Origin of the sequence: Pontibacter anaerobius (genome assembly GCF_026241195.1) — a bacterium.
Taxonomy (GTDB): Bacteria; Bacteroidota; Bacteroidia; order Cytophagales; family Hymenobacteraceae; genus Pontibacter; species Pontibacter anaerobius.
In genome coordinates, this window is sequence record NZ_JAPFQO010000003.1 from 153,595 (window position 1) to 177,256 (window position 23,662).

Genomic DNA, 23,662 nt, shown 5'->3' on the forward strand with positions numbered 1-23,662 from the left:
TAGCTGTGTTATAGTTTCAGGTTGAGGTTATTCATCGTTTAGCTGCTTATCCAGCAGGGCTTTCCACTCCTGGTACACCGGCTCGTACCGGTCAATGGCCTTCGGCTCTATGACCTGTAGCTTTTTAAAGTTGGAGAAGGCTTCCTCCTCGGAAGAGAAGGCCTTGGCGCCAATGCCTGCCCCCAGCGCGGCGCCTATGCTGCCATCGTTCTGATATAGTTCTACCGGCACATGCGTGGCGTTCACGAAGGCCTCGGTAAAAGTATGGCTCAGGAAGAGGTTGGCCTTGCCTGCACGGATGATGCTCGGGTTCATGCCGCTCTCGCGCATAATATCCAGACCGTAGCGGAAAGCGAAGGCAATGCCTTCCTGCACGGCCCTGAACATGTGGGCCTTGCCGTGCTGGTTCAGGTCGATGTGGTGGAAGTGCGTTCCTACGATCTTGTTATTGAGCATGCGCTCGGCACCGTTGCCGAAGGGGATCACGCGCAAACCGTTGCTGCCAATACCTACACCGGCGGCAAGCTCATTCATATCGGCATAGCTCAGCCCGGCGCCGGCCGTGTTTTTAACCCAGCGGTTTATACTTCCGGTGCCATTAATGCAAAGCAGCACACCCAATCGTTTTTCCTCTTCTTTGTAGTTGACGTGGGCAAAGGTGTTCACGCGCGACTGCGGATCGTAGATCAGCTTGTCGCTCACCCCATAGATGACGCCCGAGGTGCCGGCTGTAGCGGCTACCTCGCCCGGCTTCAGCACGTTCAGGGAAAGGGCGTTGTTCGGCTGGTCGCCGGACTTGTAGGTAACCGGTAAGCCCGCTCTAAGGCCGAGTTCCTCGGCTACAGCGCTGGTTACCCGGCCATGTTCTGAGAAAACCGGGTTTATCCCCGGTATCAGTGATTTATCAAACCTAAAATGGTTTAGCACATCCCCCGATAATGCGTCATCCTGAAAATCCCAGAACACGCCCTCCGACAGGGCCGACACGCTGGTGGTAATGTTGCCTGTCAGCTTCATGGCCACGTAGTCGCCGGGAAGCATGATCTTGTCGATGTTATAGTATAGCTCCGGCTCGTTGGCCTTTACCCAGGCCAGCTTGGAGGCCGTGAAGTTGCCCGGGGAGTTGAGCAGGCGCGAGAGGCTTTTTTCTTCGCCAATCACTTTGAATGCTTTGTTGCCGATCTCCACGGCGCGGCTGTCGCACCAGATAATGGCGTTGCGCAAGGCCTGCTGCGCCTCGTTCACGACCACCAGCCCGTGCATCTGGTAAGCGATGCCAATGGCGCCGATATCCTTTGGGTTATACCTGTCGGTGGCCTGTGACTTGCGTATGGCAGCTTTGGCATGCTCCCACCACATCTCCGGCGACTGCTCGGCCCAGCCGGGCCTGGGAGAGATGATATCGGACTCTTCATCGGGATACTGCGCCGAAGCAACACATGCTTGTGTCTGGGCGTCAACCACCGATACCTTGATAGATGATGTTCCTACGTCTATACCTAGTAAAAGCATAAAGAATTATAGGTTAAGTGAGTCCAATACAATAAAGTTAAGCAGAACTACCGGCCCTATATTTATGGATGAAGAACAGCGGTAGCTGGTCAGCCCTTATCTAAGAAAAGAGCTGCGTTAATAAATTTCAAAGTGCTGTATCAAACCGTAATATCTATAAACTACCTTAAACGGTTAGAGCCAATGAACTTAAAAATATAGTCTGACTTATTCAATAAAAAATCTGTACACCATTTCCGATACCTGGGACATGGCCGCTATGCCTGCTTCCTCATCCTGCAGGTTCTTAGACAGCAGCACCAGCACATAGCGCCGTCCATCGTGAAGCATAACGATGCCGGAGTCGTGGCGCACACCGGTTATCCAGCCGGTTTTGTGGGCGACCTTTACCTCGCTCGGAAGCTTTGCCGGGATGATCTCCCTGTGCTGTTGGTCTAGCAGGATGTTTATCATTTCCCTGGAGGCCTTTGGGTTGACGGCTTTACCCACTGCTAACCGCTCAAAAATCACCATCAGGTCGTAAGCGGTGGTGGTGTTGCTGAGCCCCTGCTCGTAGGCCTTTGCATCCTCCACACCCCGAAGCACCTGAATGTCCTTGGCTCCCATCTCGCGCATGGTTTGCGTAACCCGATTGGCGTCCAGTTTCTCAATGACCAAATTAGTGGCCAGGTTGCTGCTTTGGATGATCATCTTATAGAGCAACTCTGAAATAGGGCGTTTCTGGCCGAGCATAGTATAAAGCTCCTGCTCACTGTCATCCTCCGCCGAAATGCTGAACGGGCTGCCGTCCACGATGCTTTTAAACTCATTCTTAACAAGTATGGAGTCTGACAAGGAAAAGCTTCCTGCCGCGGCCTGTTTGTAAGCCTCAATCAGTACGGGCGTTTTCATGGTGCTGGCCGCATGGAACGTCTCGCGCTCGTTTATCAGAAGTTCCTCTCCGGTGGCCAGGTCCTTGAAGGCGATGGCGAAAACACCCTCCTGCTTTTCAAAAACTTCTGCTATTTGCCGTCGTAGCTGACTCATACTTTTATTCTGTTTGGAGACATTGCACCCCACCAGCAGTAGTAACAGGGCAGGCAAGTATAAAATTACCCTTAAATGCATTGTACCCATGTTGCTGTTTTTTGTGAAGTTAACGGTTTGCAATCCAAAAAGGTAGTAGTCACGGTCTTCTTTTCAGGTGGGGATGCTTATGCGGTGTAGAAGCGGTTTAGCCAGCACCAAGGCCTGCCTGCAGAGAGGGGTTCTTGGGAAATATTTAGTACTTTTACTGTTGGTACATCAACGGCAGCGGACTCTAGAGTTTCTGCCAGGAAATTGGTGTAAAGCAGATATAACTATATATACATAAATCGCTGTGATAGCCCAAAAGAATAAGTTTACACTTCCTTTTACCTTCCTGTTTCTCTGCTGCGCTTTGTTGCTGGCCGGGTGCAAAAGTATAACCGAGCCTGCTGGAAGTACGCATGAGCGTACCGCCGCAGTGCAAAGCTTTAACGAGGACTGGGAGTTTGCGAAAGACGTGGATTCCGCTGCAGTTTTTGGGAACCAGGCCGCTAGCCTGAGTTGGGAGCAAGTGGCGCTGCCGCATACCGCTAACATAGAGCCGATCCGGAAAACAGCCCAGCAGTGGCAGGGTACAGCCTTCTACCGCAAGTCGTTTCGTGTGCCTGCTGCCGATAAAGGAAAGCATATCGCCCTTAAGTTTGAGGCGGCCATGCAGGTGGCGGATGTATACCTGAACGGGCAACACATTTTCCGGCACCTGGGCGGCTACCTGCCTTTTTATGTAGATATCTCGGACCAGGCAAAGTATGGTGCGGAGAACGTGGTGCTGGTAAAGCTCAACAACGAGGACAACCCCAACGTGGCACCCGGCAAACCGCTCGCCGACCTGGACTTTAACTATTACAGCGGCATCTACCGCAACGCCTTCCTCATCACAAAGGATAAACTGCACATTTCGGATGCCGTAGCCGCTAACCGCGTGGCTGGCGGAGGCGTTTTACTGAACTACCAAAACGTGAGCAAGCAAGCCGCCACGCTGCAGGTGCAAACGGAGCTGAAGAATGACCACGCCGAGCAGCGGGAGGCGCAAGTCAGAATTATACTTGCGGAAAGCAGCGGCAACAAAATAGGGGAGGCGCTCTCCGAAAGTATGGCCGTGCAGCCAGGCGACTTCGGAACCTTCCGGCAAAGTATAAACATCACCAACCCGAAGCTGTGGTCGCCGGACGCGCCATACTTGTACACGCTTACCGTAGAACTGCTGCAGGACGGCAAGGTGCTGGACAGCCAACCTGTAAAAACAGGCGTGAAAACTTTCCGGTTTGCCAAAGATGGCTTTTACCTGAACGGCGAGAAACTGTTTCTGCGCGGCACCAACCGCCACCAGGAGTATCCCTACATCGGCTACGCCCTTTCTGATAACGCCAACTTCCGCGATGCCTGGAAGATAAAGGAGGCCGGTTTCAACTTCGTGCGTTTGTCGCACTACCCGCAGTCGCCGGCTTTTATGGAGGCCTGCGATGAACTGGGGCTGCTGGTGATGGATGCCATTCCGGGTTGGCAGTTTTTCGGGGATGCCGGGTTTCAGAAGAACGCCCTGCAGGATGTGCGCGACATGGTGCGCCGCGACCGGAATCATACTTCGGTTATACTTTGGGAGGCCTCTCTGAACGAATCGGGCATGACGAAGGAGTTTATGCTGCAGGCCCACCAGGCTGTGCACGAGGAGCTGCCAATCGATAACGTTTATACTTGCGGCTGGCTCGACGAAGTGTACGATGTGTTCATCCCGGCCAGGCAGCACGGCAAGGCCCCCGACTACTGGAACAAGTATGGCAAAGACAAACCGCTATTCATTGCCGAGTACGGCGACTGGGAGTACTATGCCCAGAATGCCGGTTTCAACCAGAAAGAATTTGCCAACCTGAAGGAGGAGGAGAGAACCTCGCGGCAGCTGCGCGGGGCTGGCCAGAAGCGGCTGTTGCAGCAGGCCCTCAACTACCAGGAGGCCCACAGCAGCAACCTGCAGGGGCCAGCCGTAGGCGATGCCAACTGGCTCATGTACGACTATAAGCGCGGCTACGCCGATGATATTGAATCCTCCGGCATCATGGACATCGTGCGCCTGCCGAAGTTCGCCTACTATTTTTACCAGAGCCAGGCCGGGCCAGATCTTGATGCAACAGCCACATTCCATAAGCCAATGGTGTTTATCGCTAATTACTGGAACGACCATGCCCTAAAGACGGTAAAAGTATACAGCAACTGCGACGAGGTGGAGCTGCAGCTGAACGGTAAAACCATCGCGCGCCAGAAACCTGACCAGGACCGAAACTCCACGCACCTGCAGCACCCGCCGTTTACCTTTGAGGTACCCAGGTATGAGGCAGGCACCCTCACGGCTATCGGCTACATCAATAACAGCAAAGCAGCCACGCATGAGCAGAAAACCGCGGGCAAACCCGCCAGGCTTATACTTCGCGCCGACTTCAGCGGCAAAAAGCTAGCGGCCGGGAAGAACGATGTGGTGTTTGTGTATGCCAGCATTACAGACGCCAGCGGAACCGTGGTGCCGGATGCGATCGATTCCGTCACGTTTTCAGTAGAAGGCGATGGCGAGGTAATGGGCGCGCAGACGGTGCAGGCCGAGGCAGGCATCGCTGCTATACTTGTAAAAGCCGGAAAGCAGGCCAGCTCCATCAGAGTACAGGCACAGGCGGAAGGCCTGGAGGCAGCAAGCTATACGTTGGAAGCCGTTAGATAAATAAAATTACATACACGTTGTACATTCCCCTCCTGAGGGACAGGGAATGAGACGCCGAAGGCAAAAGCTATACTTACAAAAGATGCTACAAGAGATCAAAGATAAATTTAAGGAACTGTATGGGCAGGACCCGGCCATCGTGCGCTCACCGGGCCGCGTGAACCTGATCGGGGAGCACACCGACTACAACAACGGCTTTGTGCTGCCGGCCGCCATCAACAAGGAAATATACTTTGCCGTGGCGCCCAACCACACCAGCACCTTTCGTGCCTACGCCTACGATCTGCAGCAGGGTGCTGAGTTTGACCTGGGGCAGGTGCAGCCTTCCGATATAAGCTGGGCCAATTACCTGTTGGGCGTGATCGCGCAGCTGCAGCAGGCCAATTACGAGGTGAAGGGCTTTGACCTGGTCTACGGCGGCAACATTCCGATCGGGGCAGGGCTTTCGTCGTCGGCTGCCGTGGAGTGCGGGCTGGCCTATGCTTTAAACCACATCTTCGGGTATGATATCCCGAAGTTTGACCTGGTGAAGATGGCGCAGATGGCCGAGCACGAGTATGCGGGCGTGAAATGCGGCATCATGGATCAGTTCGCCAGTATGTATGGCCGGCAGAACCACGCTGTAAAGCTCGACTGCCGCTCCCTCGACTTCGATTATTACCACCTCGAGATGGCCGATTACCGCATCGTGCTCTGCGATACGCAGGTGAAGCACAACCTGGCCTCCTCGGAGTATAACACGCGCCGCCAGGAGTGCGAGGCGGGCGTGGCGCACCTGCAGCGCCACTACCCGGAGGTAAAAAGCCTGCGCGACGTGACCGTTCCGATGCTGGAGCAGCACCAGGAGGAGTTTGACCCCACTGTATACAAGCGCTGTACCTACATCGTGCACGAGAATATACGCGTGGAGGAGGCCTGCCGGGCACTGGAGCAGGGCGATATGAAAACCTTTGGGGAGAAGATGTATGCCTCGCACCGCGGCCTGCAGCACAATTACGAAGTAAGCTGTGAGGAGCTGGATTTCCTAGTGGACCAGGCAAGGGAGATGGAGAGTGTGCTGGGCGCGCGTATGATGGGCGGGGGGTTCGGCGGCTGTACCATCAACATCGTGCAGCTGGAGGCGCTGGAGGAGTTTATCCAACGTATGGAGGAGGCCTACAAACTGCAGTTCGGCATCCACCTCAAAACCTACGTGGCCGAGATCGTGGACGGCAGCAGTCTGGTGGAGCCAGGCCAAGTATAAAGTATAAGTTTCGATTAACCCACCCCTAACCCCTCCGGGGAGGGGAGTAAATTACTCGTGTAGAAATTCCCCTCTCGGGAGGGGTTAGGGGTGGGTTAAAGCCACACTAGCAGTAATCAATTGCAATTTGAATTATCAAGTTGAAGCCCTTTTGGGGCGATAACATAAGAAGCATACTAATGTCTGATTTTGATTTAGCGGAACATCCGCACAGAAGATACAACCCCCTGACAGGAGAGTGGGTGCTGGTGTCGCCGCACCGGGCCAAGCGCCCGTGGCAGGGGCAGCAGGAGGAGCAGAGCTGCGAGGAGCGTCCCGCGTATGACCCCGTCTGTTACCTTTGCCCCACCAATACACGGGCTAACGGCGAGCAGAACCCGGACTACGAGTCTACCTATGTGTTCGACAATGATTTCGGGGCACTGCAGGCCGACGCGCCAGAGGGAGCTTATGTAGTGAGCAACCTGATCCGGGCCGAGAGTGAGCGCGGCATCTGCCGCGTGATCTGCTTTTCGCCCCGCCACGACCTGACGCTGGCCGACATGGAGGTACAGGATATCCGGAAGGTGGTGGATCTGTGGCAGCAGGAGTATGCCGGACTGGGCAGCCGCGACTTTATTAACTATGTGCAGATCTTCGAGAACAAAGGCTCGATCATGGGCTGCAGCAACCCGCACCCGCACGGCCAGATCTGGGCGCAAAGCACCGTGCCGGTAGAGCCGGCCAAGGAAACAAAGCAACAGAGCTTATACTTTGAGCAGCACCAGCGCAGCCTGCTGGCCGATTACCTGGCCCTGGAGCTGGAGTCGCGCGAGCGGGTGGTGGCGGAGAACGGGCACTTTGTGGCCCTGGTGCCTTTCTGGGCCGTTTGGCCTTTCGAAACTATTGTGATCAGCAAGCGCCATTTCCAGCACATTGGGCAGATGACAGAGGAGGAGAAAGGCGATTTTAGCCAGATCATCAAGTCTGTAACCGCCGCTTATGACCGTGTGTTTGGCATATCGTTCCCGTACTCCTCCGGTATCCACCAAAGCCCGACCGACGGGCAGGAGTACCCAGGCTGGCACTTCCACATGCACTTTTATCCGCCGCTGCTGCGCTCGGCCACCGTCAAGAAATTTATGGTGGGCTACGAGATGATGGGCAACCCGCAGCGCGACATAACCCCCGAGGCGGCCGCTGACATGCTCCGCAGCCTGGTGCGCTAAGTATAAGCCGGTTTACATAAGCCATCTGCCCTGAACAAAGGGCAGATGGCTTATTTTATAAATTAAAGCTGAGATATGTATAAATCAGAACTAATATTATATATTAGCTACCCAAAAACTGTTAATAGATGAATTTTTCTACGCTCGACTTTATTGTATTCATAGGCTACTGCCTGCTCATCATTGTTTTCGGCATCTGGATATCCCGTGAGAAAAAGGGGCATACCAAGAACTCTACCGACTACTTTCTGGCCAGCAAGTCGCTGCCTTGGTGGGCTATCGGTGCCTCACTCATCGCCTCTAACATTTCGGCAGAGCAGTTTATCGGTATGTCCGGTTCCGGCTTCGCGATTGGCTTGGGTATTGCCAGCTACGAGTTTATGGCGGCTGCCACGCTTATCATCGTAGCCAAGTTCTTTCTCCCGATCTACATCAAAGAAGGCATTTTTACGATGCCGCAGTTCCTGAAGCTGCGCTACGATGACCGTATCCGTACCAGTTTGGCCGTTTTCTGGATCATGCTCTACATTTTCGTAAACCTGACCACGGTGCTGTACCTGTCTGCGCTGGCACTGAGCGTAGTGCTGGATGTGAGCACAACCTATGCCATCATCGGTCTGGCTGTGGTGGCAGTGTCTTACTCTATCTACGGTGGTCTGAAAGCCGTAGCCTGGACAGACGTGATACAGGTGATTTTCCTGATTTTTGGTGGCTTGGTAACCACTTACCTGGCGCTGGATGCCGTGAGTGGCGGAACCGGCCCTTTTAATGGTATGAGCATGTTGCTGGAGAAGGCTCCGGAGAAGTTCGATATGATTCTTTCTGAAGAGAACCCGTTCTACAAAGACCTGCCAGGCATGACCGTGCTTTTCGGAGGTATGTGGATTGCCAACATCAGCTACTGGGGCTTTAACCAGTACATTGTACAGCGTGCCCTGGCCGCTAAAAGCGTGAAAGAAGTACAGTGGGGCCTGGTTTTCGCCGCCTTCCTGAAGCTTTTGATTCCGTTGGTAGTAGTAATTCCGGGTATCGCGGCCTTTGCCCTGAACGCTGAGATCAGCCGCTACGACGAGGCATACCCATGGCTGCTTGGTAACCTGGTGCCTACCGGCCTGAAAGGTCTTGCGTTTGCCGCACTTATCGCTGCTGCCCTGTCGTCGCTGAGCTCTATGATGAACTCTACGGCTACGATCTTTACCATGGATATTTATAAATCTCATCTGAAGAAAGACGCTACCGAGAACCAGATGGTGATGGTGGGCCGACTGGTGAGTTTAACCGCCATTATTATTGCGGTGCTGGTGGCTGAGCCGCTGTTAGGTGGCGAGGAACAGATCTTCCAGTTCATCCAGAAATACACGGGTTACGTGAGCCCGGGTATCGTGGTGCTGTTCCTGTTCGGCCTGTTCTGGAAAAGAGCGACCTCTAACGCTGCACTGGCTACGGCCATCGCCTCTGTACCATTCAGTATCATCATCGATATTACCTTCCCAACTATGCCGTTCCTGGACCAGATGGGGCTTGTGTTCCTGCTGCTGTCAGCGCTGATGGTGGGCTACTCGCTGTTTGAGAACAACGTGCGTGGCAAGTATCCGGAAAACACGGTTTACATTGAAAAAGGGCTTTTCAAAACGGACAGCATTTTTAACGTTACCGCAATGGCTATCATTCTTGTGCTGGCCGCTATCTACATCATTTTCTGGTAACGGAATTTTATACTTTGGGCGTCGCGGCAGCGGCAGGCCCAGCAACAGGAAGAGCCGGTATTAGTACCGGCTCTTCCTGTTTTATGACCCTTTATCTGCAAGTATAAAGGAAGAACATGGCTTCTTTGCGCAGCCATTCAGTGTTCCAATCCAAAGCTATACAGTCCCCTGCCACCCTGGTAGATCCAACTCCTGCCTCCATTTGCTGCCAAACATTCTGACCCTCTTTCATGCCCGGCGCGGTAAGCAGAGTTTCGCCTGAGGCAGTTACAACCTTCCGGGTATAGGTGGCGCTTGTCTGTACATCTCAGAGCCACAGTACCGAGTACGGCACAGGAACCGATAAAACCCAGCCAGAGCTTCTCTTATTTATTGAGATATTAAGGCTGCTTTCCTGCCTTGTGCTAACTAAGGTCATCACCTTACCTGTTTATTATACTTTTTCAGCTTTATCACCTGGCGATAGCCCAAGGCTTACCGGTAGCACCCAAGAAAATGACATATGTCATTATTAAAAGAGATTAAGGTCTTTTATTTGCAGCATGCCCTCCCATACTTTTGTAGTGTAATCGATCACCAAATTTTCTAGACACTGCTAAAATCTTACACTAACATGAAAAAGTACCTTAATATTCCGAAAGAGTTAAAGACTGTCAGAATGTTTAAACCGCTGCAGTTGAGCCTGATAGCTATGCTGTTTAGCACCATGCTGTTCAGTTGCTCATCAGGAGACAGCGAGAACACCGCTGCCACTGAAGAAGGAGAGCCAGGGCTGGCACAACAGGCCGAAGCGCCAGCTGAAGACGACGGAAAAGGAGTAGGACCCGTGACCACAGTTGATCTGGGCGAGGGTATAAACGAGGAGCTAGCCGCCCAGGGCAAAACCATTTTTGAGGGCAAGTGCTCTGCCTGCCACCAACTGTCCGATCAGAAGGTGGTAGGCCCTGGCCTGGCCGGTGTAACCGAGAACCGCAAGCCTGAGTGGATCATGAACATGATTATCAACCCGGAGGAAATGACCAAGAAGGACCCTGCTGCCAAGAAACTGCTGGCAGAGCACTTAACCCAGATGACCAACCAGAACGTGACGGAGCAGGATGCCAGAGCTATTCTGGAGTTCCTGAGACAAAACGATCAGAATAGCTAATAAGGAAACACATCCACACAAACCATACTTTTATGGAAACTTTAATCAATAAACTAAAAAAAGCAGCCCCTAAAGCCGCCCTGCTGATGGCAGTGGCAGCCGGCGCTGCACTACAGGGGTGCAGCAAGATGGGTGGCGAAGGCAGTGCCACCGCTCAAGGCTTGTCTGAGGATGCTGCCTCAGCAGTATATGTAGCTCCAGGCAAGCACGATGAGCTGTACTCCTTCCTGTCCGGTGGCTTTAACGGGCAGGTATCAGTGTACGGCCTTCCTTCCGGACGCTTGCTGAAGATCATCCCGGTGTTCACGCAGCATGGTGAGAACGGCTGGGGGTATAACGAGGAAACAAAGGCAATGCTGCAGACATCGCATGGTTTCGTGCCCTGGGATGACCTGCACCACCCTAAGCTCTCGCGCACTGATGGCCAGACAGACGGCCGCTGGCTGTTCGTGAACGGTAACAACACCCCACGCGTGGCCCGTATCGACCTGAAAACGTTTGAGACGGTGGAGATCATGGAGATCCCGAACTCGGCAGGTAATCACTGCTCGCCGTACCCAACTAACAACAACGAGTACGTCATCGCAGGTACGCGCTTCTCCGTTCCGCTGGATATGAAAGGCGGTACCAAAGACGTGGCACTGGATAAGTATGGTGAGGAGTTCCGTGGCTCTATCTCTTTCATTAAGATAGACAAAGAGCACGGCGACATGGACCTGGATTTCCAGATCCTGGTGCCTGGCTTCGACTACGACTTAGCTAATGGTGGCAAAGGCCCGTCAGAAGACTGGGTGTTCTTTACAACCTATAACTCTGAGCAGGCCGGTACTTTAAAAGAAGTAGGTGCCTCGCAGAACGATAAGGACTACCTGGCTGCTGTTAACTGGAAGCTGGCCGCCAAGTATGCCGCAGAAGGCAAGGCCCGTGAAATGCCGGCCAACTACTACCACAACAAATTGGACGAGGGCACGCACGTAGCCAAATCTACGGTGAAGAAGAAAGTGCGCTACCTGCTGCCGGAAGAGTGCCCAGGCATGATGTACCTGCTGCCTGCGCCTAAATCACCGCACGGCATCGACGTGGACCCAACAGGTGAGCACATGGTGGTGAGCGGCAAACTGGCCTCTGCTATTCCGGTGTTCTCTTTCTCTAAGATGCAGGATGCCATTAAGAATAAGCAGTTCGACGGCGAGAAGAACGGTATTCCGGTGCTGAAGTATGAGTCTGTGCTGAAAGGCGAAGTGAAAGAGCCGGGCTTAGGGCCATTGCACACGGAGTTCGACGGTAAAGGCAACGCCTATACTTCTATGTTCGTGTCATCTGAAGTGGTGAAGTGGAAGGTGAACGATCTGCAGGTTGTGGACAGAATCCCGGTTTACTACTCAGTAGGTCACTTGATGATACCTGGTGGCGATACAAAGGAGCCGCATGGTAAGTACCTGGTGGCCATGAACAAGATCACCAAAGACCGTTACCTGCCAACTGGCCCGGAACTGGCGCACTCCGCACAGCTGATCGACATCTCCGGCGAGAAAATGAAGTTGCTGCTCGACTTCCCGACCGTGGCTGAACCGCACTACGCACAGGCTATCACTGCCGATAAGGTAGCGCCAAACAGCACCAAGTTCTACAAGCTGGATGAGAACACCCACCCACACGCCGCGAAGAAAGAGGCTGATGCCAGCGTGGTGCGTGAAGGTAAGAACAAGGTGCGCGTGAAGATGACCGCCATCCGCAGCCACATGACCCCGGACAATATCGAGGGGATACAGGTAGGTGACACTGTGCTCTTCCACGTAACCAACCTGGAGCAGGACTGGGACGTACCGCACGGTTTCGCGATGATGGGAGCCAACACAGCCGAGACCCTGATCATGCCAGGCGCTACGCAAACCCTGAAATGGGTGGCTAAGAAAGAAGGCGTGTATCCGTTCTACTGTACAGATTTCTGCTCTGCGCTGCACCAGGAAATGCAAGGCTACATTCGAGTATCTCCAAAAGGGTCTAACGTGCCGATTAAATTCTCTACCGGTAAGAAGAAAGAGGCACCAGTAGCCTCTGCCAACTAAGGTCTAACTGGAAAACCAGCGGAGGGAGCCACGGTAACCTCTGCTGGTTATTTAACCTGAGTTGCGGGTTATACTTATACTTGAGATTCAACTTTCCCAAAGTCCCCCTTGGGGGTAGGGGCCCTCGATAAAGAAGGGGGTAGGGGGATGTTTAACGGTAACAAAAGACTTTGCCTTTAGCTTTACACCCCTGTAGTCCCCTCAAGGGAACAATCGCATAGAATAGGGTTCGCAAGTATACTTCTACCCATCAACTCAAATACTTTTCACCTTAACTGATAAAAGGATGAAAGCCTATACCAAAGTGCTGATGATTGTGGCGGCATTATCTCTGGGCCTGCTGTTTATGTTCCCGATGTGGAAGATATACCTCAAAGCCCCACAATACCCTGAGGGATTGGAACTGCACATCTGGGTGAATAAACTTGGCGGCAGCTCCGACCATGTGCTGCAGAACTTTAACATTCTTAACCACTACATCGGTATGGAGCCAATCCACGCCGAATCGTTCGCAGAGCTGGAATACATGCCTTACATCGTGATCTTTTTTATGATAACCGGTGTGCTGGTGGCCCTGATAGGCAGAAACAAACTGGTGCTGGGCTGGAGTGGTTTGCTGATGGTTGGCGGAGCCGTGGGTATACTTGACTTCTACCTGTGGCTTGTAAAATTCGGCACGAACCTGAGCCCCGAGGCCCCGATCAAGGTGCCGGGCATGACCTACATTCCGCCTTTGCTGGGCAACAAAACGCTGCTAAACTTCGATGCGCTCTCTTTACCTGCGCTGGGCAGCCTGGGTATCTTGTTGGGCATCACGCTGTCGCTGCTGGTATACTTCCTGAACCGGAGCACAAATCCGAAAAAGCAGACTTCAAAAGCAAAACACGCATTCGTATGAAAACATTACTGCATCTACTTAGCCTTGCACTGCTGCTAGCGATAATAGCTGGTTGCCAGCCGGAGCCAAAACCCATCGCTTACGGGCAGGCCAACTGCGCCCACTGTAACATGACGGTGGCCGATAGCCGCTACGGGGCCGAACTGGTGAACGACAAAGGCAAAGCCATCTTTTTCGACTCGGCGGAGTGCCTGATGACCTACGTTAAAGAACAGCCGGAGCAGGCAGAGAAGGCTGCCTTTTTACTGGTGACGGACTTTACCCGGCCAAACGAACTGATTGACGCACGCAACGCGCACTTTCTGCAGACAAAAGAACTGCCAAGCCCGATGGGTATGTACATGACGGCGGTAACCGATAAAGCTGCTGCTACCAAAATGCAACAGGAGCTTGGCGGCCGCCTGCTAACCTGGAACGAAGCGGTTACAGCCGTACAGAACAATGAGAGACCTGAGTAAACATACCACTTTTATACTTGCCACTTTGGTGTTGCTGCTGTTGGCCCCGCTGGCCTACGGTAGTACGCTCAGGGTGTGCGAGTCGTGCGAGTATACATCGATAAGACAGGCCGTGGCCAAAGCTAAACCCGGTGACACGGTGCTGATTGACGGGGGCGTTTACCAGGAGCATGGCATCGAGATAAACAAACCCATTACCATTGTTGGCCGCAACAACCCGGTGATTGACGGTAACTTTAAAGGCCAGATCGTGACGGTTACGGCAGACAACGTGACCATAGAAGGCCTCACCATAAAGAACATAGCCACCAGCTACACCCGCGACGATGCCGCCATACGTGTGATCGAGCGCAGCAACATCCGCATACTCAACAACACCATCCAGAAAACATACTTTGGCATTTACCTGCAGAACTCTGAGAACTGCGTGATAAAGGGCAATACAGTTATAGGCCAGGATGTAACCGGCCTGAACGAGTCGGCGCTAGGCAACGCCATACATTTGTGGTACTGCGACAATACCGTAATCAGCAATAACAGGGTAGAGGGCCACCGCGACGGTATTTACCTGGAGTTTGTAAAAGACAGTGAGATAAAGGATAACCTGAGCCAGGCGAACCAGCGCTACGGGCTACACTTTATGTTCTCCGATCGCAATGTGTACACCCACAACATTTTCCGTAAAAACGGGGCTGGCGTGGCCGTGATGTATACGAAGGGCATCCGGATGGAACATAACACCTTTGAGGGCAACTGGGGCGCGGCGGCCTATGGTTTGCTGCTGAAAGAGATCAGCAACAGCGTGATACGCAATAACACGTTCCGTCGCAATACCACGGGCATTTACATGGAAAGCTCTAGCCGCCTGGATATCAAGCAGAACGAATTCGACAGAAACGGCTGGGCCATCAGGCTGCTGAGCAGCTGCATTCAGGACACGTTCCGGCTCAACAACTTTACCGGCAACTCCTTTGATGTGAGCACCAACGGCAACCCCACCATGAACCTGTTCGAGCACAACTACTGGGATAAGTACAGCGGCTACGATCTGGATAAAGATAGAATTGGCGATGTGCCTTACCGCCCGGTTAGCCTGTACTCGATGCTGGTGGAGCAGGTGCCGCCTTCGGTTATGTTTATGCGCAGCTTTATGGTGGATTTGATGGACAACATAGAGAAGGTGCTGCCCAGCTTTATACCTGAGAATTTGGTGGATGAACAACCCATGATGAGGAAGATTGATTATGATAACGATAGAAAACTTACGCAAGTCGTACGGTAAGCTGCAGGTGCTCAAGGATGTGAGTGTCAGCTTCGGCGAAGGCAGGGTAGTGTCGGTCATCGGGCCAAACGGCTCCGGCAAAACCACTATGGGCAAGTGCATCCTTGGCATGGTGCTACCAGATGCCGGCGACATAAAAATTGGCGGGCAAAGTATACTTCGGCAGCACGCCTACCGCAGCCAGATCGGCTATATGCCGCAGATCGGCCGCTACCCCGAAAACATGAAGATCCGGCAGGTGATCCAGATGATCCGCGACATCAGAAAAGATGCCCCTGTGGTGGACGAGGAACTGATCGGGCTGTATGGCCTGAAGGAGATGTATGAGAAGCGTATGGGCGCTTTGTCGGGCGGCACCAAGCAGAAGGTAAGCGCCGCGCTGGCCTTTATGTTTAACCCGCAGATACTGATACTCGACGAACCCACCGCCGGCCTTGACCCCATTTCGGCTGAGATCCTGAAGTGCAAAATCCTGAAGGAGAAGAAAAAAGGGAAGCTTATACTTATAACCTCGCACATTATGAGCGAGGTGGAAGAGGTGGCCGATGAGGTGATTTGCCTGGTGGACGGGCAACTGAAGTTCCACGAGACCATCGCTAGTATAAAGGCCCACACCAACGAGGAGCGCCTGAGCAAGGCCATCGCCAAAATCATGAACGAGGAGGACTAAGCTATGAACAAGATACTGAAATACGTTTTCTACGACATCATCCGGAACAAAATAGTGCTGGCCTATACCTTGTTCCTGCTGCTGCTTTCCATCGGTCTGTTTAACCTGGGCGGCAACCCTGACAAAGCCATACTCAGCCTCCTGAACCTGGTGCTGCTAACGGTGCCGCTCATAAGTATTGTATTCGCTACCACGCACTTTTACAACTCCTATGAGTTTATGGAGCTACTGGTGGCGCAGCCGATCAACCGCAAAAAGATCTTTTTGAGCGAGTACCTGGGCGTGGCTGGTTCGCTTTCGGGTGCATTTGTACTTGGCGTGGGCATGCCGGTGCTGCTTTTTGGGGCCAGCCTTACGGGGTTATACTTGTTGCTGACAGGCATTTTCATCACGTTCATTTTCGTGGCGATGGCGTTCCTGGCCTCTGTCATCACCCGCGATAAAGCCAAGGGCATTGGCATTGCGCTGCTGCTGTGGTTCTACTTTGCCCTAATCTACGACGGCATCGTGCTGTTCATACTTTATACTTTCAGCGATTACCCGCTGGAGAATGCTACTCTTGCTCTTACAGCTTTAAACCCGGTTGACCTGGGCAGAATTATCGTGTTGCTGAACCTGGATGTATCGGCACTGATGGGGTATACCGGTGCGCTGTATAAAAGTATACTGGGTAGCCTGTGGAGCGTAGTCCTGGCGTTTGGCCTGCTGCTGCTGTGGGTGCTGGTGCCGTTTGTTAGCTCCAGAAGGATTTTTTCCAGGAGGGATCTATAGTATAAAATGCCTGCTGTGGTAGGATTATGAATTGGTGTTTCGATTTTTGGAAGCGCGGGGCTTAAGCCCCGCGCTTTTTTGTTTTGGCGTGAATGCTGGTTTTGTGTAATAAGGCACCGAGGCCAACCACCCCTACCCCTCAGAGCGACGCTCGCTACCTTCGAACTCGCGTTCGCGGTAATCTAAGGAGGGGAGCCTGTAATGACTGATGTTGAAGTATAAGTTTCATGGCTGCTGGTATTTTCAGCAGAAGTATAAACCCACCCCTACCCCTCCCGAGAGGGGAGTTTTCCAGCAGACGATTACATCCCCCTGCCCCCTTCGAAGGGGGACTTGGCTGAAGCTCCGTTAGCGGGGGCTATCGCAATGATTCCCAGTCTTTCCGTGGGGGTAGGGGCCTCCTATAAAGAGCGCCTTCGGAGCTTTTCGGTCCCGAAGGGATTGCAAAGCGACAGCGAGCAAAGAAAAGCTCCCAGCGCGATGCGGGAAGACGAGCCCTCCCGGGCTGGAGGGAGCCAAAGCCAGAGATGAAACGATAGGCAAGTAAGACTTAGGATCAGCAGTGGCTAGTAAGGATAGCTTGGCTCAGGTTGCAGAAAGCAGGGTCAATGGAAGTATAAGTATGCGGATTTGGAAATCCGCGGCAGAGAGGTTCCGGACAGGGATGTCTGGAACAGCAGCTAAAGAATAGCCAAAGCACATGTGTGGCTCTCCGAGCCAGTTGAGTTACAAACTCAACATCATAAAAGGGCACAAGTATAAATACTTGCGCCATAAGGGGAAGCCTTGCGCCAGAAGGGGAGGGGCAGCAGTTACTACCAAGTGTTAACTAAAGATGATAGGCAGTTATAAAGTATAATTGGAAAATCTACCTCATAGCAAAACAGCAAACAGGCATCCTTTATAATGGCAATATTTAATTAAACCACCTTAAAATACATCTTTTCCGAAGCGAATACAGTATGTATGGGTTAGTAGCAACCGCACTGTAAGCTGCTGCTCTTTAATTAGTTAAAGAGCCTGTTGCGTTACCTAACCCTGTCAGCCTATGGCCACTACTGATATTACCCCTAGCGGCGTGCATCCGGTACACGAGGAGCACGAGCACCACGAACAGAGTTTTATCGAGAAGTACATTTTCAGCCAGGACCACAAAACCATCGCCAAACAGTACCTGCTCACGGGCATTTTCTGGGCCTTTATTGGTAGCTTCCTGTCGGTGCTGTTCCGGTTGCAACTGGGCTGGCCCGAGGCTACGTTTACCTTCCTGGAACCCATACTGGGCGGCTGGATCGAGAACGGGAAGTTGAACCCGGAGTTCTACCTGGCGCTGGTTACCATGCACGGCACCATTATGGTGTTCTTTGTGCTAACGGCAGGACTGAGCGGCACTTTCAGTAACTTCCTGATACCGCTGCAGATCGGTGCCCGCGACATGGCATCCGGCTTTATGAATATGCTGTCGTACTGGATATTCTTTCTCTCCAGCGTCATCATGTTCTGGTCCCTTTTTATTGATACCGGCCCTGCTGCCGGCGGCTGGACGGTTTACCCGCCGCTAAGTGTGTTGCCTGAGGCCATTCAGGGCTCCGCCGCAGGGATGAGTTTGTGGCTGATTTCGATGGCGCTGTTTATTGTGTCCACGTTGCTGGGCGGTATAAATTACATTACCACGGTGTTTAACCTCAGAACCAAAGGCATGTCTATGTCGAAGTTGCCGCTTACGATCTGGGCGTTTTTTCTGACAGCGATTGTGGGGCTGCTTTCGTTTCCTGTGCTCTTTTCAGCTGCTATACTGCTGATCTTTGACCGTAGTTTTGGTACCAGTTTCTTCCTGTCGGATATCTACATTGCCGGGCAGGCGCTGACCAACACTGGCGGCAGCCCCATACTTTTCCAGCACCTGTTCTGGTTCCTGGGCCACCCCGAGGTATACATCGTGATCATGCCTGCCTTCGGTATCACGTCTGAGGTTATTGCTACCAACGCCCGCAAGCCTATCTTCGGTTACCGGGCCATGATCGGCTCACTGATGGGCATCTCCGTACTTTCGATTGTAGTGTGGGCGCACCATATGTTCGTGTCTGGTATGAACCCTTTTCTGGGCTCTGTATTTATGTTTCTGACGTTGATCATTGCGGTGCCATCGGCGGTGAAAGTGTTTAACTGGCTGGCTACACTGTGGCGCGGCAACATACGTTTTACAGCGGCCATGCTCTTCGCCATTGGTTTTGTATCTATTTTTATCTCCGGAGGGCTAACGGGTATTGTGCTGGGCAACTCCTCGCTGGACATACAGGTGCACGATACATACTTTGTGGTGGCGCACTTCCATATGGTGATGGGAGCGGCGGCTTTCTTCGGGATGTTCTGCGGCGTGTACCACTGGTTCCCGAAAATGTTTGGCCGCATGATGGATGAGAAACTGGGCTTCCTGCACTTCTGGCTCACCTTTTTGTCGGTATACCTGGTGTTCCTGCCGATGCATTACATTGGCATTGCGGGCTTCCCGAGAAGGTATTACAACTGGACGGGTTTTGAGGCCTTCAACACCTTTACAGACCTGAACACTTTTATCAGCATTGCGGCTATACTTGGTTTCTTTGCGCAGTTCGTCTTCCTGTTTAACTTCCTGTACAGCATCTGGCGGGGCCGCAGGGCTACGCCTAACCCATGGCACTCCAACACGCTGGAGTGGACTACGCCCGTGAAGCCGGGGCATGGAAACTGGCCAGGCGAGCTGCCTGTAGTGTACCGCTGGCCTTACGATTACAGCAAACCGGGAGCCGCGGAAGATTATATCCCGCAGACAGTTCCTTTCTCCGAAACAATGTCATCCAACCTGCCCCACGATCGGGATCCTGATTAACCAACAGCGGTAAGAAAAAACAGAGAGCCGGGGCTAAAACAACCCCCGGCTCTCTGTTTTTATACTTATAAGTGGCATAAATTAAAGTTTGCGTCTGCGCATCTCCTTCTGCAGCAGCACCAGTTCCCGGCCCATCTGCCCTGCGATGGATGTATTTTCCTCAGCCCTCCGGATCAGGTAAGGTACGGCAGTTGCCACATCCCCGTAGGGCAGGTACTTGGAGGCATTGTACCCGGCAGCAGCCAGGTTGTAGGTCAGGTTATCGCTCATGCCGTAGAGCTGCGAAAAATGGATACGATCCCGGTGGTTGCTGATGTTATCCTGTCGTATGCGCTTGGTCAGGTACGTGATGCTTTGCTCGTTGTGGGTGGCAGCGCAGAGTTCCACGCGGTGCAGGTTGTCCAGGCAAATGTCAATGGCCTCGTTAAAACTTTTGTCTGAGTCTGCTTTTCGGGTGAAGACGGGGCACGGGTAACCTTGTGCTTCTGCCCGGTTCTGCTCTTTCTCCAGGTATGCTCCGCGCACGATCTTGATGCCAAGTATAACCGGCTCGTTTTCGAAGCGGCGCAGGCAGGCCTTCAGGTAAGCAACCCGGTCGGTGCGGTACATTTGCAGGGTATTGAATACCACAGCCCGCTCTTTGTTGTAGCGGCGCATCATTTCCTCTGCCAGTTCATCCACAGGGTTTTGCAGCCAGCTTTCCTCGGCATCAATGTATACTGTAATGTCAGCCTCAGCCGCTGCACGGCAAATCTCGTCCAGGCGGGCTTCTGTTCTGGCAAACGCTTTTTGCTCCTCAGGGCTTAGGTTCTGCTTTAGGTGCAGTTTTTCATAAATGCTGTTGTGGCCGATGCCGGTCAGCTTTACACTGATGCAGGAAAAACCCCTGGTATCGCCGGCCAACGCAATGTTGCGCAGCACCTCATCCCGAACAGCATCAAATCCTGGTTCTGTGTCCTGTGCCTCTGCGGCATAGTCTAAAACGGTTTGCACCCGGGCGGCGGCCAGCTTCTGCACCACCTGTTGCGCCTCTTGCACGGTTTCGCCCCCGCAGAAGTGCCTGTAGAGGGTATTCCGGATCAAGGGTTTTATGGGCAGACCTAACCGCAGGGCCAATATGGTGGCCATTCCGCCCGCTTTTACCAAGGCTGGCATGCCCATCATATTAAAGAGCCAGTAAGCCAGCTTCATCTCACTGTCAGTCTTGTTGCAGAAGGTTACCTGCAGGTTGTCCGGATCAAACTGTCCGGGTGTATGTAGGGAGGCAGTAGTTTGTGCCATATTTTTAAGTATTAAGTTGTTCTCATTCCCAGACTTTGGCTACCCCTGTGTTCGTAAACTCCCTGAATAAGTTGTTCCTGACATAAAGAGTAAATTGTATTATTTCAATTTTATGGAAGCTGAAGCCTTAAATCCTGTTTAAAAGTATAAATAGAAAGTATACAGATGAATGTGTTTGATCAGCAGCATAAATGACTTGTATCATTGCACATCCGGGGCGCGGAAGTAACTGATCCGAATAGTAAAAAGAAAAGACAGAAGTGATCAATATCATTTTATGAGTGATAGGGTTGGGCTACGTTTGTATAAACAAATGATAAACGTATGAACACTCTGACTATAACAACTACGCAACTGGTAAACCCGATGACCTACCAGGATTTTAAAGCGCTCTCAGAAGAACTGGTGGCCCAAAACAAGACCTCTGGCGAGGAGCAGAGCGAGCAAAGAATTGGCTTTACGAAACTGAACCAGCAGCGCATGAAGCGCGTGGAGAAACAATTTGTTTTGCAGCCTGAGCTAAAAGAGTTGCTGGAGCAGAACCAGCAGACCTGGAAATGGATGATAATGGTAGAATCGTGGTGCGGCGACGGAGCCCAACTGCTGCCTGCTATTGCCGCCATCGCCGAAGAGGCTCCGAATGTAGAGTTGACCGTGCTGCTGCGCGACGAGAACCCGGCCCTGATGGAAACCTGCCTCACCAACGGCAGCCGCGCCATTCCAAAGCTGCTCTGCATAGACGCAGAAACAGAGGAGCGTGTTTTTACCTGGGGGCCGCGCCCGGCTGCTATTCAGGAGCAGGTAAAGCAGCTGAAGGCCGAGAAACCGGACGTAAGCCATGATGAGCTGGTGCAGCAGATACAGCTTTGGTACGCCAAAGACCGCAGCCAGTCGCTGCAACAGGACCTGGTGCAGGTGCTTCAGGAAGTGCTGTCGCTGGAAGTGTAAATCCCGTATCTTTAAACTGCCTCTCTAAGAAGGTCTAAAACTTAAGTAAGGGTTTTGGACAACAGGGAGGCAGTTTTTTATTGTATAAGTATAAGTATAAGCCATGCCCTTAACCACAGAAATCCACTTTAACAATAGCCGCTGGCGGCTACCGCTGCTGTCTGCGTTGCTTAGCCTGGTGGTTATCGCGCTGCTGGGTTTGCTGCTGCGCTGGATGTTTGTGGCACCTGTGGCGGGACTAAACTATAAGTACCTGCTGCACGCCCACTCGCATGTGGCGTTGCTGGGTTGGCTGTACCCGGTGCTTTTCATTACGCTGTTGCAGGCCTATTTGCCTCTGGTAATTAGGAATAAGAAAGTATACTTTTGGCAGTTCTGGCTGGCGCAGGCGACGGTATTAGGTATGCTGCTCAGTTTCCCGGTGCAGGGGTATGGGGCGGTCTCCATTACCTTCTCCACAGCCCATATCTTGCTCAGCTACTGGTTTATAGTTCGTTTCCTGAAAGATGCGAAGGCGAGTAAGGTTGGCAATGAAAGCCATAGTTTGTCCTTCCGGTTGGTGAAGGCGGCCTTATTTTTCCTGGCCCTGTCCTCGCTGGGGCCGTTGGCAATGGGGCCGATTATGGCTACCGGGCACAGCGGTTCGGAACTATACTACAACGCCATCTACTTTTACCTACACTTCCTGTACAACGGCTGGTTTACGTTCGCGGTGCTGGGCTTGCTGTTCTGGCTACTGGAGAAGTATAAAGTCAACCTTAACCAAAAGCATAGTTTGCTGTTTTGCAGGCTGATGTTCTGGGCCTGCCTGCCGGCTTACCTGCTTTCGGTGCTCTGGATAAAGCCCGTGGCCATAGTTTACATTGCTGGCGGGGCGGCAGCTTTGATGCAGGTGTTTGCGCTTGGTTTGCTTGCCTGGTTGCTGTGGCCATTACGAAAGCAGGTTTATACTTTGTTCAGTGTTTGGGGGCAGGCCTTGTTTATACTTGCTGCGCTGGCATTTATACTTAAAACACTGATGCAGTTCGCCACCGCCTTCCCCTACATGGCCGACCTGGCGTACAGGCTTCGCTTCTTTATCATCGGTTATCTGCACCTGGTGCTGATCGGGTTTGTGAGCTTTTTTATACTTGCCTTTTTAGCGCAGCAGCGTTGGGTGAGCTTTAAACAAACTATAAGCCGATGGGGAATGGGGCTGTTTATACTTGCGTTTATGGCCAGCGAGGCGCTGCTTTTCGGACAAGGCTTATTTTACTGGCTTGGCTTCGGCGCTATCTCCAACTATAACGAGCTGCTGTTTGGGGTAAGTATACTTTTGCCGATAGGCATTTTGCTGTTCTTTCTGGCGCAATTAAAACACCGACCTCACAGTGTCTCCCAGACCTGTGAGCGACTTGATAGCTACGCAGCAACTACAAAAAATTAGGTGCTCATAGGTTGTAAAAATGCTGAGAGGTCTTTGGTTTACAGGATCGTTCTGCCGCTGTTCTTCTTGTAGTACGCGATCTTGGAGGCAAACATATCGGCCATTTTCTCGGCCCGCCACTTTGCTTCGGCGGCTTTTTTACCGGTAAAGAGTTCGTCAATAGTCGTGAAGAACAGCACAAGCCACCGCTCGAAGTGTTCGGCGCCTACCGGCAAGGCGATATGTTTGGCGCCTGGTCTGCCCTGGTAAGTTGGCTCATATAACAGTACGGTTTGCCAGAAGCTGTACATCGTTTCCAGGTGCTTCGGCCAGCGGTCCTGTATCCTCTCCTCAAACACCGGCCCCAGCAGTTATCGGCCCGAACGCGGGTGTAAAAGGTGTCTACCAGCAGCTTGATAT

18 protein-coding genes and 1 pseudogene are annotated in these 23,662 nt (G+C 52.5%); 14 read left to right on the forward strand and 5 right to left on the reverse strand.

From position 1 onward, the window contains the following. Nucleotides 1–27: 27 nt before the first annotated feature. Both OO017_RS06200 and OO017_RS06205 read right to left on the reverse strand, forming a co-directional pair. A complete protein-coding gene (locus OO017_RS06200; protein WP_266051594.1) occupies nt 28–1,512 on the reverse strand; it encodes a xylulokinase in 1,485 nt (494 codons plus the stop codon). 207 nt (nt 1,513–1,719) lie between these two features. After that, entirely contained in the window at nt 1,720–2,538 is an 819-nt protein-coding gene (locus OO017_RS06205; RefSeq protein ID WP_369426418.1) for a serine hydrolase, read from the reverse strand. A gap of 334 nt (nt 2,539–2,872) precedes the next feature. Here OO017_RS06205 and OO017_RS06210 point away from each other — a divergent pair, with 334 nt between their 5' ends. From OO017_RS06210 to OO017_RS06225, 4 genes are all read left to right on the forward strand, one after another. Then, a complete protein-coding gene (locus OO017_RS06210; protein ID WP_266051596.1) occupies nt 2,873–5,287 on the forward strand; it encodes a glycoside hydrolase family 2 protein in 2,415 nt (804 codons plus the stop codon). An 82-nt stretch (nt 5,288–5,369) separates the two neighbouring features. Next, nucleotides 5,370–6,530, forward strand: coding sequence for a galactokinase (locus tag OO017_RS06215; RefSeq protein ID WP_266051597.1), 1,161 nt, complete (start codon nt 5,370–5,372; stop codon nt 6,528–6,530). A 179-nt stretch (nt 6,531–6,709) separates the two neighbouring features. Continuing rightward, nucleotides 6,710–7,738 carry a UDP-glucose--hexose-1-phosphate uridylyltransferase gene (locus tag OO017_RS06220; RefSeq protein WP_266051598.1) on the forward strand — a complete coding sequence of 343 codons (1,029 nt, stop codon included), beginning with the start codon at nt 6,710–6,712 and terminating at the stop codon, nt 7,736–7,738. 128 nt (nt 7,739–7,866) lie between these two features. Next, on the forward strand, nt 7,867–9,444 hold the full coding sequence (locus OO017_RS06225; RefSeq protein WP_266051599.1) for a sodium/sugar symporter: 1,578 nt from the start codon (nt 7,867–7,869) through the stop codon (nt 9,442–9,444). Nucleotides 9,445–9,535: 91 nt separating this feature from the next. Here the strand turns inward: OO017_RS06225 and OO017_RS20080 are convergent. Beyond that, a pseudogene (locus OO017_RS20080) lies at nt 9,536–9,712 on the reverse strand (hypothetical protein); the annotation flags it as partial. 345 nt (nt 9,713–10,057) lie between these two features. Between OO017_RS20080 and OO017_RS06230 the strand changes: the two are divergent. The 8 genes from OO017_RS06230 to OO017_RS06265 all read left to right on the forward strand — a co-directional run bounded on the left by OO017_RS06230 (nt 10,058) and on the right by OO017_RS06265 (nt 19,608). Then, on the forward strand, nt 10,058–10,591 hold the full coding sequence (locus OO017_RS06230) for a c-type cytochrome (protein WP_266051600.1): 534 nt from the start codon (nt 10,058–10,060) through the stop codon (nt 10,589–10,591). Nucleotides 10,592–10,623: 32 nt separating this feature from the next. Next, nucleotides 10,624–12,660 carry a Sec-dependent nitrous-oxide reductase gene (gene nosZ, locus OO017_RS06235; RefSeq protein WP_266051601.1) on the forward strand — a complete coding sequence of 679 codons (2,037 nt, stop codon included), beginning with the start codon at nt 10,624–10,626 and terminating at the stop codon, nt 12,658–12,660. A 286-nt stretch (nt 12,661–12,946) separates the two neighbouring features. Continuing rightward, entirely contained in the window at nt 12,947–13,558 is a 612-nt protein-coding gene (locus tag OO017_RS06240; RefSeq protein ID WP_266051602.1) for a hypothetical protein, read from the forward strand. Then, on the forward strand, nt 13,555–14,016 hold the full coding sequence (locus tag OO017_RS06245) for a nitrous oxide reductase accessory protein NosL (RefSeq protein WP_266051603.1): 462 nt from the start codon (nt 13,555–13,557) through the stop codon (nt 14,014–14,016). The genes OO017_RS06240 and OO017_RS06245 overlap by 4 nt, the downstream gene beginning before the upstream one ends. After that, nucleotides 14,000–15,298, forward strand: coding sequence for a nitrous oxide reductase family maturation protein NosD (locus OO017_RS06250; RefSeq protein ID WP_266051604.1), 1,299 nt, complete (start codon nt 14,000–14,002; stop codon nt 15,296–15,298). The genes OO017_RS06245 and OO017_RS06250 overlap by 17 nt, the downstream gene beginning before the upstream one ends. After that, nucleotides 15,261–15,968 carry an ABC transporter ATP-binding protein gene (locus OO017_RS06255; protein ID WP_266051605.1) on the forward strand — a complete coding sequence of 236 codons (708 nt, stop codon included), beginning with the start codon at nt 15,261–15,263 and terminating at the stop codon, nt 15,966–15,968. The genes OO017_RS06250 and OO017_RS06255 overlap by 38 nt, the downstream gene beginning before the upstream one ends. A 3-nt stretch (nt 15,969–15,971) precedes the next feature. Next, entirely contained in the window at nt 15,972–16,739 is a 768-nt protein-coding gene (locus tag OO017_RS06260) for an ABC transporter permease subunit (protein WP_266051606.1), read from the forward strand. Between the two features lie 1,048 nt (nt 16,740–17,787). Next, a complete protein-coding gene (locus OO017_RS06265) occupies nt 17,788–19,608 on the forward strand; it encodes a cytochrome c oxidase subunit I (protein ID WP_266051607.1) in 1,821 nt (606 codons plus the stop codon). An 81-nt stretch (nt 19,609–19,689) separates the two neighbouring features. Here OO017_RS06265 and OO017_RS06270 read toward each other — a convergent pair whose 3' ends face one another. Further along, nucleotides 19,690–20,889, reverse strand: a complete 1,200-nt coding sequence (locus tag OO017_RS06270) for a proline dehydrogenase family protein (protein ID WP_266051608.1) — start codon at nt 20,887–20,889, stop codon at nt 19,690–19,692. Nucleotides 20,890–21,213: 324 nt separating this feature from the next. Here OO017_RS06270 and OO017_RS06275 point away from each other — a divergent pair, with 324 nt between their 5' ends. Further along, on the forward strand, nt 21,214–21,837 hold the full coding sequence (locus tag OO017_RS06275; RefSeq protein WP_266051609.1) for a thioredoxin family protein: 624 nt from the start codon (nt 21,214–21,216) through the stop codon (nt 21,835–21,837). 103 nt (nt 21,838–21,940) lie between these two features. Next, nucleotides 21,941–23,263: a hypothetical protein gene (locus OO017_RS06280; RefSeq protein ID WP_266051610.1), complete on the forward strand. Its 1,323-nt coding sequence runs from the start codon at nt 21,941–21,943 to the stop codon at nt 23,261–23,263. A gap of 38 nt (nt 23,264–23,301) precedes the next feature. On the opposite strand, the gene OO017_RS06285 is transcribed toward OO017_RS06280, so the two are convergent. After that, entirely contained in the window at nt 23,302–23,601 is a 300-nt protein-coding gene (locus OO017_RS06285) for a group III truncated hemoglobin (RefSeq protein ID WP_369426419.1), read from the reverse strand. Between the last annotated feature and the right edge of the window lie 61 nt (nt 23,602–23,662).

Excerpts from the sequence above, each read along its gene's own strand:
- OO017_RS06260 (WP_266051606.1), top strand. The coding sequence starts at position 15,972 with ATGAACAAGATACTGAAATACGTTTTCTACGACATCATCCGGAACAAA.
- OO017_RS06280 (WP_266051610.1), top strand. The coding sequence starts at position 21,941 with ATGCCCTTAACCACAGAAATCCACTTTAACAATAGCCGCTGGCGGCTA.
- OO017_RS06265 (WP_266051607.1), top strand. The coding sequence starts at position 17,788 with ATGGCCACTACTGATATTACCCCTAGCGGCGTGCATCCGGTACACGAG.
- OO017_RS06275 (WP_266051609.1), top strand. The coding sequence starts at position 21,214 with ATGAACACTCTGACTATAACAACTACGCAACTGGTAAACCCGATGACC.
- OO017_RS06225 (WP_266051599.1), top strand. The coding sequence starts at position 7,867 with ATGAATTTTTCTACGCTCGACTTTATTGTATTCATAGGCTACTGCCTG.
- nosZ (WP_266051601.1), top strand. The coding sequence starts at position 10,624 with ATGGAAACTTTAATCAATAAACTAAAAAAAGCAGCCCCTAAAGCCGCC.
- OO017_RS06220 (WP_266051598.1), top strand. The coding sequence starts at position 6,710 with ATGTCTGATTTTGATTTAGCGGAACATCCGCACAGAAGATACAACCCC.
- OO017_RS06205 (WP_369426418.1), bottom strand. The coding sequence starts at position 2,538 with ATGAGTCAGCTACGACGGCAAATAGCAGAAGTTTTTGAAAAGCAGGAG.
- OO017_RS06270 (WP_266051608.1), bottom strand. The coding sequence starts at position 20,889 with ATGGCACAAACTACTGCCTCCCTACATACACCCGGACAGTTTGATCCG.
- OO017_RS06200 (WP_266051594.1), bottom strand. The coding sequence starts at position 1,512 with ATGCTTTTACTAGGTATAGACGTAGGAACATCATCTATCAAGGTATCG.
- OO017_RS06250 (WP_266051604.1), top strand. The coding sequence starts at position 14,000 with ATGAGAGACCTGAGTAAACATACCACTTTTATACTTGCCACTTTGGTG.
- OO017_RS06230 (WP_266051600.1), top strand. The coding sequence starts at position 10,058 with ATGAAAAAGTACCTTAATATTCCGAAAGAGTTAAAGACTGTCAGAATG.
- OO017_RS06245 (WP_266051603.1), top strand. The coding sequence starts at position 13,555 with ATGAAAACATTACTGCATCTACTTAGCCTTGCACTGCTGCTAGCGATA.
- OO017_RS06240 (WP_266051602.1), top strand. The coding sequence starts at position 12,947 with ATGAAAGCCTATACCAAAGTGCTGATGATTGTGGCGGCATTATCTCTG.
- OO017_RS06255 (WP_266051605.1), top strand. The coding sequence starts at position 15,261 with ATGATAACGATAGAAAACTTACGCAAGTCGTACGGTAAGCTGCAGGTG.
- OO017_RS06215 (WP_266051597.1), top strand. The coding sequence starts at position 5,370 with ATGCTACAAGAGATCAAAGATAAATTTAAGGAACTGTATGGGCAGGAC.